The following is a 14,751-nucleotide window of genomic DNA, read 5'->3' on the forward strand; positions in this document are numbered from 1 at the left end:
TCATGACCCTCAAGGTTGATGACTTTTCCCACAACCACCAGTTTCTCGGTGCTTCGCACGATGAAAACGCCCGCCGCACCCTGTGGGTGGTGGTGCTGACTTTCGTGATGATGATCGGCGAAATTGCCGCCGGTTATCTCACCGGTTCCATGGCATTGCTGGCCGACGGTTTCCACATGGCGACCCACGCCGGCGCCTTGGGCATCGCGGCGGCGGCCTATGGTTTTGCCCGGCGTAACGCCAACAACCGACGCTACAGTTTCGGCACCGGCAAGGTCGGCGATCTGGCGGGTTTTGCCTCGGCGATGGTGTTGGGGCTGGTGTCGCTGGGGATTGCCGGGGAATCGGTTTTCCGTCTGTTCCAGCCAACCAGTGTGGCGTTCGGCGAAGCAACCTTGATTGCCGTGGTCGGCCTGGGCGTCAACCTGCTCAGCGCTTTTCTGCTGGCCGGTCACCACAGCCATCACGACCACGGCCATAGTCACGACCACAGCCACGATCATGGCCATCACCACCATCACGACAACAACCTGCGTTCAGCCTACGTGCACGTATTGGCGGACGCGTTGACGTCGGTGCTGGCGATTGCCGCGCTGCTGGCCGGGCGCTATCTGGGCTGGGTGTGGATGGACCCGGTGATGGGCATCGTCGGTTCCATCGTCATCGCCAAATGGGCCTGGAACCTGATGCGCGACAGCGCCGCCGTGTTGCTCGACACCACCGATGAACCCGTGGCCGAGGAGATCCGCGAACTGCTGGAAACCTCCGATGATGTGCGCATCAGCGATTTGCACGTCTGGCAGGTCGGCCCGCAGGCGCGGGCGGCGATTGTCAGTGTGGTCGCGGTGGCGGGCGTGACTGCCGACGCGATCCGTGAGCGCTTGGCGCCGGTGCATGAACTTTCGCACCTGACCATCGAATTGCGCAACGCTTAAGGCTGCACCTCGCTGAACATCGGAATTCTCCCATTCAGCGAAGGCCGGTAGTGCCATGCGAATCGCCCCGGATCGATGTCGCGGGCGAGGATTTCAGTGAGTGTGGCGCTGGCGATCGTCATTGCCAGCATCTGTCCGGGACATTGATGCCGACCGCTGCCGAACGTGAAGCTGCGGCGATTCGGGCGATCCGGCATAAAGCGATCCGGGTTTTCATTGAGTGCCGGATCGCGATTGGCCGAGGCCAGCAGCACCAGAATCACGTCACCTGCTTCCAGCCGCACGCCGTCGATTTCACAGCTGTTCGCCACAAATCGACGGGTGTTCTGTACCGAAGGATCGAAGCGCTGGACTTCAGCCAGCAACGAATCCACTGACGCCGCGCGTAATTCAGGCTGACGCTGCAACGCCACCAGCGCATTACCGATAAGCCCGGCGGTGGCTTCGAATGTCTGCGAACAGAGGCCGATCAGGTTGGCGAGCAGCACATCCTCCTCGCCGACAAAACGCTGTTGGATGTCGGCGAGAAACGGATTCGGATCCGCCAGCAATTCAATAAAGTAACCGCGCAATTGCTCCGCCGCCCGATGGGCTGCGGCCAGTTGCAGGTCATTGCTCAGTGGCGACAGACACGCCGCGAAATCCGCCGTCAGTTCACTGATGACCCGCGCCTGCGCCGGGGTGAATCCAAGCAACGATGCAACCACGCACACCGGGCCGCGAAACATGGCTTTATAGAGGCCGTCGGAATCATTGGTGATCAACCGCGCGGACACCAGAGCGCTGACTCCTTCCCGATCAAAGAGCCCCAGCGGAGGCTCAATGGCCGAACGCGGGCAACGCTGAGCTTCACCGTCATTCATACGCATCAAGAGGCCAAACACCTTGCCCGCCATGCCATCGGCGATGGCTTTGGGCACCGGCTCCTGCACCGGACGCACCCTGCAATCCGGATGCGCCAACACCGCGCACACCGCGCGGGCGCTACTGGCAATCCACAGTTTCAGTCCGTGATGAAAAGTCAGCCCGCCCGCTGCGCGCAGTTCGGCGTAGTAGGGGTAGGGATCGGCGTGAGTCGCCGCGATGATCGGGTCCATGGATCGCAACCTTGTCGGTGGGGAAAGTGTTGCTACTATCTCCAGTCCTTGAGGGCGATGATTCGTCCGGGAGCGAAATATGCACGCAGAACATCAAGACATCGGCGTCTCGCAAGTGGCTGCCGCCATCGCGGAGCCGGCGCGGACCAAAATGCTGTGCTCGCTGATGGACGGCCACGCCCGCACCGCCACCGAGCTGGCGACCCTCGCCGACGTCAGCGCCTCGACCGCCAGCGCTCACCTGGCCAAGCTCAAGGACCTGGCGCTGGTGCGCCTGCACGTGCAGGGCCGCCACCGTTATTACAGCCTCGCCGACAAGCGCGTGGCCCAGGCGCTGGAAGCGCTGATGGTGATCGGTCAGAACCCCGCACCGACCTTCAAACCGCACACGCCGGATCGCCTGCAATTCGCCCGCACCTGCTACGACCACATGGCTGGGACGCTGGCGGTGTTGTTGCATGACCGGTTACTGGAGGGTGGTTGGCTGGTGGAAACCGACGAGCAGGTTTATCGCCTCAGTGAAAGCGGGGAGGCGTTTTTTGAAGGGCTGGGCATTGAGGTCAAGGATCTGCCGACGATGCGCCGCCGCTTTGCCTGCCCGTGCCTGGACTGGAGCATGCGTCGGCCACATCTGGGCGGTTCGCTCGGGGCGGCGTTGTTGCAGGCTGCGTTGAAGCGCAAATGGGTGACGCAGGATCTGGACAGTCGGGCGCTGACGTTGACGGTGCAGGGGCGCCGAGAATTGTCATCGCGCTGGGGGCTGGTTTTGCCCGAAGCCGGGCGGGATTCGTCAGGTCGCCAGTTGGCTGATTCCACGCCCGGATCGGTGCATGCGCGTTAGCTCAAGGTGTATCCGCTGTCGACCACCCAGTCCTGACCGATGACGCCGCGTGCGCCATTGCCCAGCTGGAACAGAATGACGTCGGCCACTGCCGCAGGTTCCAGGAATTGTCCGCCCAATAGTCGTTTGTTGACGCCTTGGGCCACGTCGCCGAGCGCTTCGTCACTCAGGCCCAGCGTTGACCAGATCGGCGTTGCGGTCGGGCCGGGGGAGACACAATTGATGCGCACACCGTGGGGTGCCAGCTCGACCGCGAGGGTTCGGGCGTGGGCGATCAATGCTGCTTTTGATGCGATATAGGCGGCCAGTCCCGCGAAACTGATTCCGGCCAGAAAAGTACCGATGAACACCACTGACGCCTTGTCTGCAAGGTGCGGGCGCAGGGCGGCCAAGGTGTTAAGGGCGCCGGCGCCGTTCACTGCCCATTGGCGATCGAACGCCGAACTGTCGAGCCCGTCGGCGAGTTCTGCGATACCGGCATTGGGCACCACGAAACTCACCGGGCCCAGACTCGCAGCTTGCTCGGCCAAGGAGGCAAGGTCAGAGGCTTGAGTGACATCGCCGGGTTGCCAGACCAGTTGCTGCGTATACCGCTCAAGCAGTTCGGCCAGTGCGCCGAGTTTTCGCGACATGGCCAATACGCGCGCGCCTTGATCCAGCAGACGCTCGGTCGCGGCCAGGCCTATGCCTGAACTGGCACCGGTGACGACGGCAAGCTTGCCCTGAAAAACATGATCCATGTTCGACTCCCGTTTTGGTCTTCAGCCAAATGGCTACGGGGAGTCAGTCAATTTTCGGGCCATGCCGGACAGCCTTTGATATCAAGGGCTGCGTAGGGTTGATAGTCATTATGACGCTTGTGGGGTCGAGTCAATCTGACTGCTGCTGAGTCAAATTGACCTGACTGCTGCGGTGCGACATTCCGACGAAGAGCGGCATTGCACCTTGTGTGAGCCAATCGCTGTCTATACTGTATATGCGAACAGTATCGAGTCCGTGCCATGCAAATCATCGACAAGCTCAGCATCCTCGCCGACGCCGCCAAGTACGACGCTTCTTGTGCGAGCAGTGGCGCGCCCAAGCGCAGTTCCGAGGGCAAGAGCGGGCTGGGTTCGACCGATGGCATGGGCATCTGCCACAGCTACACGCCGGACGGGCGTTGCGTGTCGCTGCTCAAGATTCTGCTGACCAACTTTTGTCTCTACGACTGCCAATACTGCGTCAACCGGCGCTCCAGTGACGTGCCGCGTGCGCGTTTCACGCCCGAGGAAGTGGTGACGCTGACCCTGGATTTCTACCGGCGCAATTGCGTCAGCGGGTTGTTTCTCAGCTCGGGGATCATTCGTTCGGCGGACTACACCATGGAGCAACTGGTGCGCGTCGCCAAGCTGCTGCGCGAAGAGCATGAGTTCCGTGGCTACATTCATCTCAAGACCATCCCTGATGCGGATCCTGCGTTGATCGAAGAGGCCGGGCGTTATGCTGACCGTTTGAGCGTCAACATCGAATTGCCCACCGATGCCAGCCTGCAAACTCTCGCGCCGGAGAAGCACATCGGCTCGATCAAGCAGGCGATGAACACCATCTACACCGGTGTGCAGACCGTGCTCAACGAACCCCGCGCTCCGAAGTTCGCCCCGGCCGGGCAGAGCACGCAGATGATCGTCGGTGCCGATGACACCGACGACAGCACCATCCTGCACAGCGCGCAGGCGCTTTACGGCAACTTCCGTCTGCGCCGGGTCTATTACTCGGCCTTCAGCCCGATTCCCGACAGCCCGAAAAGCGTGCCGCTGGCCGCACCGCCGCTGATGCGCGAGCACCGCTTGTATCAGGCGGATTTTCTGTTGCGCGGTTATGGCTATACCGCCGGTGAGTTGCTTCAGGGGCCGGGCAATCTGGCGTTGGACATCAACCCGAAACTGGCTTGGGCGCTGCAGAATCGCGAGGTGTTTCCGCTGGACCTCAATCGCGCCGAACCGGCGTTGATTTCACGCATTCCCGGCATCGGCTTGCGCACCACCGAACGTCTGGTGGAACTGCGTCGGCAGCGGCGCATTCGCTACGAAGACGTGGCGCGCATGCGCTGTGTGCTGGCCAAGGCCAAGCCGTTCATCATCACCAGCGATTACCACCCTCAGCAGGCGGAAGTCACCAGCCAGATGCTTTATCAGCAATTGCGCGACCGACCAATGCCGCAACAGATGGGGCTGTGGGGATGATCAACCTCGACTGCGACGACCTGTTCGACACCTGGCGCCAACAGGCGCGCTGGCTGCTCAGCCATGAAATCGATCCGAGTCTGGTGAGCTGGGCGTCGGAAGGGGTAAGTGATCTGTTTGCCAGTGACGTGTCAGTGCCCGAAGGGCAGGGGCCGTTTCAGGCACGGATTCCGCGTGCGTTGCTCGACACCCTGGAACAAGCATCTCGTTACCGGGGCGATCAACGCTGGAGTCTGCTGTATGAAGTGCTGTGGCGAGTCAGCCACGGTGACCGCACGGCAATGATGGCCGGCGACAAGCTGGGCAGCGAGTTGCAGCGGCGGATCAAGCAGGTGCAGCGCGAAGCCCATCATCTGCATGCGTTCGTGCGTTTCATCGAGCGCCCGCCAGAGCTGCCGGGCCCGCAATACGTCGCATGGCACGAACCGGCCCACGACATTCTGCACAGCGCCAGCGAACACTTTATCGGGCGCATGGGCCGGCATCGCTGGCTGATCGCCACGCCCCGCGACGGGGTTTATTACGATGGTGCACAACTGATCCATGAACGTCAGTGTCCGCTGGAGTGGCAGCAACTGGCGCAGAACGTCGACGATCCCCACGGTGACTTGTGGCTGACGTACTACAGCCACATCTTCAACCCGGCGCGTTTGAACGAGAAAGTCATGCAGGGGCATCTGCCGACGCGGTTCTGGAAGAACCTGCCGGAAGGAGAGCTGATTCCCGGATTGATTACCCAGGCGCGAATGGGCAAGCAGCAGAACGGACAGGCGAGCGGGATTGCCGGTCGCGCGGGCAAGCGGATTGCCATGAAGGCCAGCGAGCGAGGCGAATGAAAAAGCCCCCATCGATCACTCGATGGGGGCTTTTGTGCATCTGGCCGTCAGGTCAAACCTTGACGATCCAGCCTGCTGGCGCTTCGACGTCGCCAGTCTGTACGCCGGTCAGCTCTTTGTAGAGCTTCTGGGTCACAGGGCCGACTTCGGTTTCGCTGTGGAACACGTGCAGGTGGTCGTTGTAGCTGATGCCGCCGATTGGGGTGATCACCGCCGCAGTACCGCAGGCACCGGCTTCCTTGAAGTCCGACAGCTTGTCGATGAACACGTCGCCTTCGACCACTTCCAGGCCCAGACGGGACTTGGCCAGTTCGATCAGCGACAGACGGGTGATACCCGGCAGTACCGAGGGCGAGTTCGGGGTCACGAACTTGTTGTCGTGGGTGATCCCGAAGAAGTTGGCCGAACCGACTTCCTCGATCTTCTTGTGGGTCAGCGGATCCAGGTAGATGGCGTCAGCGAAGTGCGCTTTTTTGGCCTGGGAGCCCGGCATCAGGCTGGCGGCGTAGTTGCCACCGACCTTGGCGGCACCGGTGCCTTGTGGCGCGGCGCGGTCGAAGGTGGAGATCTGGAAGTTGTGCGGGGTCAGGCCGCCCTTGAAGTAGGCACCGACCGGGATCGCGAACACCGAGAAGATGAACTCCGGTGCGGTACGCACGCCGATGTTGTCACCCACGCCGATCACGAACGGGCGCAGGTACAGCGCGCCGCCGGTGCCGTAAGGCGGGATGAAGCGCTCGTTGGCGCGAACCACTTCCTTGCACGCTTCGATGAACTGCTCGGTGGACACATGCGGCATCAGCAGGCGGGCGCAGCTGCGCTGCATGCGCGCGGCGTTCTGGTCCGGACGGAACAGGTTGATCGAGCCGTCCTTGCAACGATAGGCCTTCAGGCCTTCGAAGCATTGCTGGCCATAGTGAAGGGCAGTGGAGCCTTCGCTGATGTGCAGCACGTTGTCTTCGGTCAGGGTGCCTTTGTCCCACTCGCCATTGCGAAAGTACGACAGATAGCGTTTGTCGGTCTTGATGTAGTCAAAACCCAGCTTGTCCCAGTTGATGCTTTCGTTACCCATGACACCCTCTATCACTGAACAACCGCCGAAGCGGTTCAAGGCTTCTGACGTTTTTTTGGATGGGCACAACAATACTTCATTCTTGAGCGGTTTCGCAGCCCGAAATCTCTGCCTTTGATCGTTCCCACGCGGAGCGTGGGAACGATCTGCGACCGAGCGTTACAGGTGCAACGCGTGGCCGAGGGCACGCAACGCCGCTTCCTGCACCGCTTCGCCCAGGGTCGGGTGCGCATGGATGGTGCCGCCGATGTCTTCCAGTCGCGCGCCCATTTCCAGGCTTTGCGCGAACGCAGTCGACAATTCCGATACCCCGACACCCACCGCCTGCCAGCCGACAATCACATGATTGTCCCGACGGGCGACCACCCGCACGAAGCCGGTTTTCGATTCCAGCGTCATCGCCCGGCCATTGGCCGCGAACGGGAAGTTCGACACGATGCAGTCAAGTCCCGCCGCCTTGGCCTCGTCCGGGGTCTTGCCGACGACCACCAGCTCCGGGTCGGTGAAGCACACGGCAGCAATGGCGGTCGAGTTGAATTCGCGGGTCTTGCCGCTGATCAGCTCGGCAACCATCTCGCCCTGAGCCATGGCGCGGTGGGCCAGCATCGGCTCGCCGCTCAGGTCGCCGATGGCGTAGACGTTGCGCATGCTGGTCTGGCAGCGGCTGTCGATCTTGATCGCCGAGCCGTTCATGTCCAGGTTCAACGCTTCAAGGTTCCAGCCCTGGGTATTGGGTTTGCGACCAACGGCCACCAGCACCTGATCGGTTTCCAGGTTCAGGGTGTCGCCGTTCGGATCGCGCACCTGCAACGTGCCGTCGAAGCCCAGCACGCTGTGCTTGAGGTACAGCTTCACGCCCAGTTGCTTCAGCGCGTCGTGCACTGGTTGGGTCAGTTCGGCGTCGTAGGCCGGCAGGATCCGATCCTGCGCCTCGACCACACTGACCTCGGCGCCGAGCTTGCGATAGGCAATCCCCAATTCCAGACCGATGTAACCACCGCCCACCACGATCAGGCGTTTCGGCACCGACTTCGGCGCCAGCGCCTCGGTGGACGATATGATCGGCCCGCCAATCGGCAGGATCGGCAGATTGACGCTTTTCGAACCGGTGGCTAGCACCAGGTGTTCGCACTGGATGCGGGTGTCGCCGACTTCCACGGTCTTGCCGTCGATGACCTTGGCCCAGCCATTGATGACCTGAACCTTGTTCTTCTTTAGCAACGCGGCGACGCCGGTGGTCAGGCGATCAACGATGCCGTCCTTCCATTCGACGCTCTTGGTGATGTCGAGGGTCGGCGCCGAAACGCTGATGCCCAGTGCCGAATGCTGGTTGTGATGCTGAGTCTGGTGAAACTGTTCGGCCACATGAATCAGTGCTTTTGACGGAATGCAGCCGATGTTCAGGCAGGTGCCGCCCAGCGATTCGCCCTCGACCAGAATGGTCGGAATGCCCAGTTGCCCGGCGCGAATGGCCGTCACGTAACCGCCGGGGCCGCCGCCGATGATCAGCAGCGTGGTGTTCAGAGTTTGCATGCCATCACTCCACAAACAGGGTCGCGGGTTGTTCGAGCAAGCCACGAATGGCCTGGATGAAGAGCGCCGCGTCCATGCCGTCGACCACGCGGTGATCGAAGGAGCTGGAGAGGTTCATCATCTTGCGGATCACCACTTGGCCTTTGACGACCATCGGGCGTTCGACGATTTTGTTGACGCCGACGATCGCCACTTCCGGCAGATTCAGCACCGGGGTGCTGACGATGCCGCCGAGGGCGCCGAGGCTAGTCAGGGTGATGGTCGAGCCGGAGAGTTCATCGCGGCTGGCTTTGCCGTTGCGGGCGGCGGTGGCGAGGCGGGAGATTTCCGCCGCGCTGTCCCAGAGGCTGCGCGCTTCGGCGTGACGCACCACCGGCACCATCAGGCCGACATCGCTTTGGGTAGCGACGCCGACATGCACCGCGCCGAGGCGGGTGATGACCTGGGCTTCGTCGTCGTAACGGGCGTTCATTTGCGGGAAGTCGCGCAGGGCGACGACCAGTGCGCGCACGAGGAACGGCAGCAAGGTCAGCTTGCCACGACTCGCGCCGTGTTTTTCGTTTAGGTGGGCACGCAGCTCTTCAATCGCGGTGACGTCGATTTCCTCGACATAACTGAAGTGCGCGGCACGCTGAGTGGCGTCCTGCATGCGCTGGGCAATCTTGCGGCGCATGCCGATAACCTGAATCTGCTCTTCATCGTTGCGCTGGGTGTACGCGGCGGCGACCGGCGCCGAAGCTTTCGACTGACCTTGCGCCAGATAGGCGTCGAGGTCTTCGTGCAACACGCGACCGGCCGGGCCGGAACCGCGCACCAGACGCAATTGAATGCCCAGGTCCAGCGCATGCTTGCGCACGGCCGGCGAGGCCAGCGGACGCTCATCGGCTTGGCGAGCAACCATCGGACCCTGGCAAACGGCAGCTGCCGGACGTGGTGCGGCGGGAGCAGGTTTGCTTTCAACGACAGCTTCAACTTTGGTTGCGACTGGAGTTTCTTTCGCCGCCACAGGTGCCGGTTTGTCCGACTCCTTCAGATTGCCTGCGCCTTCAACCTCGATGCTGATCAGAATACTGCCGACCGCCATCACTTCACCCGGCTGACCGCCCAGCGCAATCACCTTGCCGTGGACTGGCGACGGAATGTCGACCATTGCCTTGTCGGTCATCACATCCGCCAGCACCTGATCTTCAACGACCAGATCGCCGACCTTGACGTGCCACTGCGACAGTTCTACTTCTGCGATGCCTTCGCCGATGTCCGGCATCTTGATAACGTGCGTGCCCATTCAGACCTCCATGACCCGTTTCAGCGCCGCGCCCACTCGGGACGGCCCAGGGAAATACGCCCACTCCTGCGCGTGCGGGTAGGGGGTGTCCCAACCGGTGACGCGTTCGATCGGCGCTTCCAGGTGGTGGAAGCAATGCTCTTGCACCAGCGACACCAGTTCGGCGCCGAAACCGCAGGTGCGGGTGGCTTCGTGAACCACCACGCAACGGCCGGTTTTCTTCACGGATTTGACGATGGTTTCCAGGTCCAGCGGCCACAGGCTGCGCAGGTCGATGACTTCAGCGTCAACGCCGGATTCTTCGGCCGCAACTTGCGATACGTAAACGGTGGTGCCGTAGGTCAGTACGGTCACGTCCTTGCCCGGACGGGTGATGGCGGCAACGTCCAGCGGCACGGTGTAGTAACCGTCCGGCACCTGAGCTTGCGGGTGTTTCGACCACGGGGTTACCGGGCGGTCGTGATGGCCGTCGAACGGGCCGTTGTACAGGCGTTTCGGCTCGAGGAAGATCACCGGATCATCGTTTTCGATGGAGGCGATCAGCAGGCCTTTGGCGTCATACGGGTTGGAAGGCATGACCGTGCGCAGACCGCAGACCTGAGTGAACATCGCCTCGATGCTCTGGCTGTGGGTCTGGCCGCCGTAGATGCCGCCGCCGCAGGGCATGCGCAGGGTCATCGGGGCGGTGAACTCGCCGGCCGAGCGATAACGCAGACGGGCGGCTTCGGAAATAATCTGGTCGGACGCCGGGTACACGTAGTCGGCGAACTGAATCTCGGCGACCGGACGCAAACCATAAGCGCCCATGCCAACGGCGACACCGACGATGCCGCTCTCGGAAATCGGCGCATCGAACACCCGCGAGGTGCCGTACTTGGTCTGCAGGCCTTCGGTGCAACGGAATACGCCGCCGAAGTAGCCGACGTCCTGGCCGAACACCACAACGTTGTCGTCACGCTCAAGCATCACATCCATGGCCGAGCGCAGGGCTTGGATCATGGTCATGGTGGTCGTGGTCATGGCGGTTTCCAACTGAATATTGTTGTTGTGATCGTTCATGTCAGATCCCCAACTGCTGACGCTGGCGCTTCAAGTGCTCAGGCATCTCTTTGTAGACGTCTTCGAACATGGTCGCGGCGCTTGGAATCTGGCCGCCGGCGAGGGTGCCGTACTGTTCGGCCTGTTTCTGTGCAGCGATCACTTCGGCTTCAAGCTCGGCGCTTACGGCGGCGTGCTCTTCTTCCGACCAGTGGCCGACCTTGATCAGGTGCTGTTTCAGGCGGGCGATCGGGTCGCCCAGCGGGAAGTGGCTCCAGTCGTCGGCAGGACGGTATTTGGACGGATCGTCGGAAGTCGAGTGTGGGCCGGCGCGGTAGGTGACCCATTCGATCATGGTCGGGCCGAGGTTGCGGCGAGCGCGTTCTGCAGCCCAGGCGGAGGCGGCGTAGACCGCGTAGAAATCGTTGCCATCGACCCGCAGGGAAGCGATGCCGCAACCGACGCCGCGTCCGGCGAAGGTGGTGGCTTCACCACCGGCGATGGCCTGGAAGGTCGAGATCGCCCACTGGTTGTTGACCACATTGAGGATCACCGGCGCACGATAAACGTGGGCGAAGGTGAGGGCGGTGTGGAAGTCCGATTCGGCGGTGGCACCATCGCCGATCCAGGCGGAGGCGATTTTGGTGTCGCCCTTGATCGCCGAGGCCATGCCCCAGCCCACGCCTTGAATGAACTGAGTGGCGAGGTTGCCGGAAATGGTGAAGAAGCCTGCGTCCTTGACCGAGTACATGATCGGCAGTTGACGGCCCTTGAGCGGATCGCGCTCGTTGGACAGCAGTTGGCAGATCAGGTCGACCAGCGGTACGTCGCGAGCCATCAGAATGCTTTGCTGGCGGTAGGTCGGGAAGCACATGTCGTCGATGTTCAAGGCCAGGGCCTGGGCGCTGCCGATGGCTTCTTCGCCAAGGCTCTGCATGTAGAACGACATTTTTTTCTGACGCTGGGCGACCACCATGCGGTTGTCGTAGATCCGGGTCTTGAGCATGGCGCGCATGCCTTTGCGCAGGATCTCGACCGGCACGTTTTCAGCCCACGGGCCGAGAGCGTTGCCCTGGTCGTCGAGCACGCGGATCAGGCCACGAGCCAGGTCGGCAGTGTCGGCCGGTTCAACGTCGATGGAAGGTTTACGCACCGTGCCCGCATCGGTCAGATGCAGGTAGGAGAAATCGGTTTTGCAGCCTGGGCGGCCCGAGGGTTCAGGGACGTGCAGACGCAGCGGTTCATACGCTTGGGTCATGGCTTCTACGCTCGATCTTGTGAATTTCTTGTAGTGAGCTGGCAGTCATTCTTCGATAAAAGAAATCTTGTCCTACAACAATCATAGGCCCGGGCAAGAAGAATATTTCTCTCTGTTTCGTTGCGCTGAAGATCATTTGCAGATAGAAATTCTGCATAAACATAAAAAACAGGTGGTTTTGTCTCATGCGCAAACTGGACCGTACCGACATCGGCATTCTCAACAGCCTTCAGGAGAACGCGCGCATCACCAACGCCGACCTGGCCCGTTCGGTCAATCTGTCGCCGACGCCGTGCTTCAACCGGGTCAAGGCAATGGAAGAGCTGGGGCTGATCCGCGAGCAGGTGACCCTGCTGGATGCCGACCTGCTGGGGCTGCACGTCAACGTGTTCATCCACGTCAGTCTCGAGAAACAGGTAGAGGAAGCGCTGCAGCATTTCGAAGAGGCGATTTCCGACCGCCCCGAAGTCATGGAGTGCTACCTGATGGCCGGCGACCCGGATTATCTGATCCGCGTGCTGGTGCCGACCATTCAGGCGCTTGAACGCTTCATGATGGACTTTCTGACCAAAGTCCCCGGTGTGGCGAACATCCGGTCAAGCTTTGCCCTCAAGCAGGTGCGCTACAAAACGGCACTGCCATTACCGGCCAATGGCCTGATCCTCGGGAGCTGAGTGCTCAGCCCTGATCAGAGATCGGCATAGCCGTAATCCAGACTTGCCGTGTTCAAGGTCTGTTCCACCCTGAAAGGCTGAAGCCAGGGCGCAGGTTCATTGTCCGGATTGAACATCAGCGTTGAACCGAGCATCCCGTGTGGTGCGTTCTCGGGAAATGCGATCACCGGCTCGGTCGGGTGTTTGCGCTTCCAGCGCTCCCAGAGAAAGTCGAGATAACAGTGGTGCAAGAAGAACAACGGATCGTTGGGAGAGGAGGCTTCGCCCATGTTGCCTCCAACCCAGGCATGCACATCGTTGTGCATCATTTCCGTCAGATTTTCCCATCCGGTCGGTTCGAGCCAGTAGGGCGTTCTGTTCAATAAGGTTTCGACATCCAGCGCAGAGGGGAGCGGTGAGGGGCCTGCTCCGAAGTTGCGCCGCAAGCCAGGATCTCCTGTCTCACCATCCCAGACCTTTATGCCGAATAAACGACGCTCGAGGGCAAACGGGCCAATGGTTACCCGCTGGTTTTGCGTCGGGTCGCCGTCTCTGCCCATGAAATCGTCAGTAAAGGGGTCATCCGCACCATTCATGCTCCAGTTCCAGTACGGCAGCGTGATGGTCGGGTTGTCTGCGGCGGCTTGCAGTTCAAGCTCGAACTGGCGAATCAGGACGCGATGCCAGGGAAAAAATAAAGGGGTTCCATGGGGGTTGGGGAAGATCGGGTTACCTCGTCCCATGGAATTCTTGTGGATCTGTACAAAGTCATCGTAGCGACTCTGCTGGCCCGGGCGCAGCACGCTGGGCGTCTGGTTTTTCAGTATCAGAATGGCATTTACGAAGGCGTGCTTCTGTTCCGGCGTCAGGTCGCGATGGTTACGGCGAATATCCATATTGCCAAATCTCCATGGGTTGATTACCCCATGAAGTCTGCCTGTCGGCCGAGATTACGCCCAGTTCATGGGATCCGACGTGACAGGTACGAATCCCCTTGTTTCCGGTTACTTCAATGATTTTTTCTTACACGGAGTTGATCGGAATCTTCAGGTAGACAACGCCATTGCCTTCCGCCGGCGGCAAATTTCCTGCGCGCACATTCACCTGAATCGCCGGCAGCAACAGCGTCGGCATGCCCAACCCTGCATCGCGCTTGGTGCGCATCTCGACAAACGCGGCTTCGTTGACGCCGTCATGCACGTGGATATTACTTTTGCGCTGTTCACCCACGGTGGTCTGGCACTGCGAGTCGCGACCTTGCGGCGGGTAGTCGTGGCAGACGTAGAGCTTCACGCTGGCGGGGAAGGCCAGCAGCTTGTGAATCGAATTGAACAGCTGATGCGCGTTACCGCCGGGGAAGTCGCAACGGGCGGTGCCGACGTCGGGCATGAACAGCGTGTCGCCTACCAGGATCTGCTCGCCTTCGATCAGGTAAGCCATGTCCGCCGGGGTGTGGCCGGGAACGTGCAGGGCGGTGGCCTTGAGATTGCCGATCCGGAACGACTCGTTCGGCGCGAACAGGTGATCGAACTGCGAGCCGTCGACGCGAAATTCCGGTTCCAGGTTGAACAGCGCCTTGAACACGTTCTGCACTTTGCTGATCGATTCGCCAATCGCGATTTTCCCGCCCAGTTCCCGGCGCAGGTACGGCGCGGCGGACAAGTGATCGGCGTGGGCGTGGGTTTCCAGCAGCCACTGCACTTGGAGGTTATGGGCGTGCACGAAGGCGATGATCTTGTCCGCCTGAGCCGTGCAGGTGCGGCCGGCGGCGCCGTCGTAATCAAGCACCGGATCGACGATTGCGCACTGCCCGCCGTCGGCCTCGTAGACCACGTAGCTGTAGGTCGAAGAGGCGGGGTCGAGGAAAGCTTCAATCAGCGCGGGCATGTACGCGGTCCTGTGCAGGAAGGTGAAAAGTCAGGTTGCAACACTTTATGTAAACACATAATGTCCGCAGCTTAAGTGACGTTGAAGGCATCCT

14 protein-coding genes are annotated in these 14,751 nt (G+C 61.1%); 5 read left to right on the forward strand and 9 right to left on the reverse strand.

From position 1 onward, the window contains the following. Positions 1-2: 2 nt before the first annotated feature. The gene (gene dmeF, locus CAF74_RS08630; RefSeq protein WP_041475578.1) at positions 3-935 is read left to right on the forward strand and encodes a CDF family Co(II)/Ni(II) efflux transporter DmeF; all 933 of its coding nucleotides are present in this window, start codon (positions 3-5) and stop codon (positions 933-935) included. Here dmeF and CAF74_RS08635 read toward each other — a convergent pair. Next, positions 932-2,032, reverse strand: a complete 1,101-nt coding sequence (locus tag CAF74_RS08635) for a cytochrome P450 (RefSeq protein WP_085746056.1) — start codon at positions 2,030-2,032, stop codon at positions 932-934. The two genes, dmeF and CAF74_RS08635, sit on opposite strands and share 4 nt — an antisense overlap. A gap of 79 nt (positions 2,033-2,111) precedes the next feature. On the opposite strand from CAF74_RS08635, the gene CAF74_RS08640 reads away from it, so the two are divergent. Further along, on the forward strand, positions 2,112-2,873 hold the full coding sequence (locus CAF74_RS08640) for a helix-turn-helix transcriptional regulator (RefSeq protein ID WP_085746057.1): 762 nt from the start codon (positions 2,112-2,114) through the stop codon (positions 2,871-2,873). Here CAF74_RS08640 and CAF74_RS08645 read toward each other — a convergent pair. After that, on the reverse strand, positions 2,870-3,613 hold the full coding sequence (locus tag CAF74_RS08645) for an SDR family NAD(P)-dependent oxidoreductase (RefSeq protein ID WP_085746058.1): 744 nt from the start codon (positions 3,611-3,613) through the stop codon (positions 2,870-2,872). The genes CAF74_RS08640 and CAF74_RS08645 overlap by 4 nt on opposite strands. Before the next feature lie 261 nt (positions 3,614-3,874). Here CAF74_RS08645 and CAF74_RS08650 point away from each other — a divergent pair, with 261 nt between their 5' ends. Next, positions 3,875-5,095 carry a putative DNA modification/repair radical SAM protein gene (locus CAF74_RS08650; RefSeq protein ID WP_085746059.1) on the forward strand — a complete coding sequence of 407 codons (1,221 nt, stop codon included), beginning with the start codon at positions 3,875-3,877 and terminating at the stop codon, positions 5,093-5,095. Continuing rightward, entirely contained in the window at positions 5,092-5,931 is an 840-nt protein-coding gene (locus tag CAF74_RS08655; protein WP_085746060.1) for a TIGR03915 family putative DNA repair protein, read from the forward strand. Before CAF74_RS08650 ends, CAF74_RS08655 begins: the two co-directional genes overlap by 4 nt. A 52-nt stretch (positions 5,932-5,983) precedes the next feature. Here CAF74_RS08655 and CAF74_RS08660 read toward each other — a convergent pair whose 3' ends face one another. From CAF74_RS08660 to CAF74_RS08680, 5 genes are all read right to left on the reverse strand, one after another. Further along, positions 5,984-7,003, reverse strand: coding sequence for a branched-chain amino acid aminotransferase (locus CAF74_RS08660; protein WP_011334831.1), 1,020 nt, complete (start codon positions 7,001-7,003; stop codon positions 5,984-5,986). A 159-nt stretch (positions 7,004-7,162) separates the two neighbouring features. Beyond that, positions 7,163-8,536: a dihydrolipoyl dehydrogenase gene (lpdA, locus tag CAF74_RS08665; protein ID WP_085746061.1), complete on the reverse strand. Its 1,374-nt coding sequence runs from the start codon at positions 8,534-8,536 to the stop codon at positions 7,163-7,165. A 4-nt stretch (positions 8,537-8,540) separates the two neighbouring features. Beyond that, the gene (locus CAF74_RS08670) at positions 8,541-9,821 is read right to left on the reverse strand and encodes a dihydrolipoamide acetyltransferase family protein (RefSeq protein WP_085746062.1); all 1,281 of its coding nucleotides are present in this window, start codon (positions 9,819-9,821) and stop codon (positions 8,541-8,543) included. Then, positions 9,822-10,880: an alpha-ketoacid dehydrogenase subunit beta gene (locus tag CAF74_RS08675; RefSeq protein ID WP_003224000.1), complete on the reverse strand. Its 1,059-nt coding sequence runs from the start codon at positions 10,878-10,880 to the stop codon at positions 9,822-9,824. A 1-nt stretch (position 10,881) separates the two neighbouring features. Continuing rightward, the gene (locus tag CAF74_RS08680) at positions 10,882-12,117 is read right to left on the reverse strand and encodes a 3-methyl-2-oxobutanoate dehydrogenase (2-methylpropanoyl-transferring) subunit alpha (protein WP_007952906.1); all 1,236 of its coding nucleotides are present in this window, start codon (positions 12,115-12,117) and stop codon (positions 10,882-10,884) included. 185 nt (positions 12,118-12,302) lie between these two features. Here CAF74_RS08680 and bkdR point away from each other — a divergent pair, with 185 nt between their 5' ends. Beyond that, positions 12,303-12,791 carry a Bkd operon transcriptional regulator BkdR gene (bkdR, locus tag CAF74_RS08685; RefSeq protein ID WP_085602691.1) on the forward strand — a complete coding sequence of 163 codons (489 nt, stop codon included), beginning with the start codon at positions 12,303-12,305 and terminating at the stop codon, positions 12,789-12,791. 14 nt (positions 12,792-12,805) lie between these two features. Here the strand turns inward: bkdR and CAF74_RS08690 are convergent, their stop codons facing one another. Beyond that, positions 12,806-13,666: a tyrosinase family protein gene (locus CAF74_RS08690; RefSeq protein WP_085746063.1), complete on the reverse strand. Its 861-nt coding sequence runs from the start codon at positions 13,664-13,666 to the stop codon at positions 12,806-12,808. 127 nt (positions 13,667-13,793) lie between these two features. Further along, entirely contained in the window at positions 13,794-14,657 is an 864-nt protein-coding gene (locus CAF74_RS08695; RefSeq protein ID WP_085746064.1) for an MBL fold metallo-hydrolase, read from the reverse strand. Between the last annotated feature and the right edge of the window lie 94 nt (positions 14,658-14,751).

Source organism: Pseudomonas sp. R45(2017), from assembly GCF_002112305.1.
GTDB lineage: Bacteria > Pseudomonadota > Gammaproteobacteria > Pseudomonadales > Pseudomonadaceae > Aquipseudomonas > Aquipseudomonas paraglycinae.

Bases quoted from the DNA above. Each gene is read 5' to 3' on its own strand.
- CAF74_RS08695 (WP_085746064.1), bottom strand. From the start codon at position 14,657: ATGCCCGCGCTGATTGAAGCTTTCCTCGACCCCGCCTCTTCGACCTAC.
- CAF74_RS08645 (WP_085746058.1), bottom strand. From the start codon at position 3,613: ATGGATCATGTTTTTCAGGGCAAGCTTGCCGTCGTCACCGGTGCCAGT.
- CAF74_RS08670 (WP_085746062.1), bottom strand. From the start codon at position 9,821: ATGGGCACGCACGTTATCAAGATGCCGGACATCGGCGAAGGCATCGCA.
- CAF74_RS08690 (WP_085746063.1), bottom strand. From the start codon at position 13,666: ATGGATATTCGCCGTAACCATCGCGACCTGACGCCGGAACAGAAGCAC.
- CAF74_RS08635 (WP_085746056.1), bottom strand. From the start codon at position 2,032: ATGGACCCGATCATCGCGGCGACTCACGCCGATCCCTACCCCTACTAC.
- CAF74_RS08675 (WP_003224000.1), bottom strand. From the start codon at position 10,880: ATGAACGATCACAACAACAATATTCAGTTGGAAACCGCCATGACCACG.
- CAF74_RS08655 (WP_085746060.1), top strand. From the start codon at position 5,092: ATGATCAACCTCGACTGCGACGACCTGTTCGACACCTGGCGCCAACAG.
- CAF74_RS08640 (WP_085746057.1), top strand. From the start codon at position 2,112: ATGCACGCAGAACATCAAGACATCGGCGTCTCGCAAGTGGCTGCCGCC.
- dmeF (WP_041475578.1), top strand. From the start codon at position 3: ATGACCCTCAAGGTTGATGACTTTTCCCACAACCACCAGTTTCTCGGT.
- bkdR (WP_085602691.1), top strand. From the start codon at position 12,303: ATGCGCAAACTGGACCGTACCGACATCGGCATTCTCAACAGCCTTCAG.
- CAF74_RS08660 (WP_011334831.1), bottom strand. From the start codon at position 7,003: ATGGGTAACGAAAGCATCAACTGGGACAAGCTGGGTTTTGACTACATC.
- CAF74_RS08680 (WP_007952906.1), bottom strand. From the start codon at position 12,117: ATGACCCAAGCGTATGAACCGCTGCGTCTGCACGTCCCTGAACCCTCG.
- CAF74_RS08650 (WP_085746059.1), top strand. From the start codon at position 3,875: ATGCAAATCATCGACAAGCTCAGCATCCTCGCCGACGCCGCCAAGTAC.
- lpdA (WP_085746061.1), bottom strand. From the start codon at position 8,536: ATGCAAACTCTGAACACCACGCTGCTGATCATCGGCGGCGGCCCCGGC.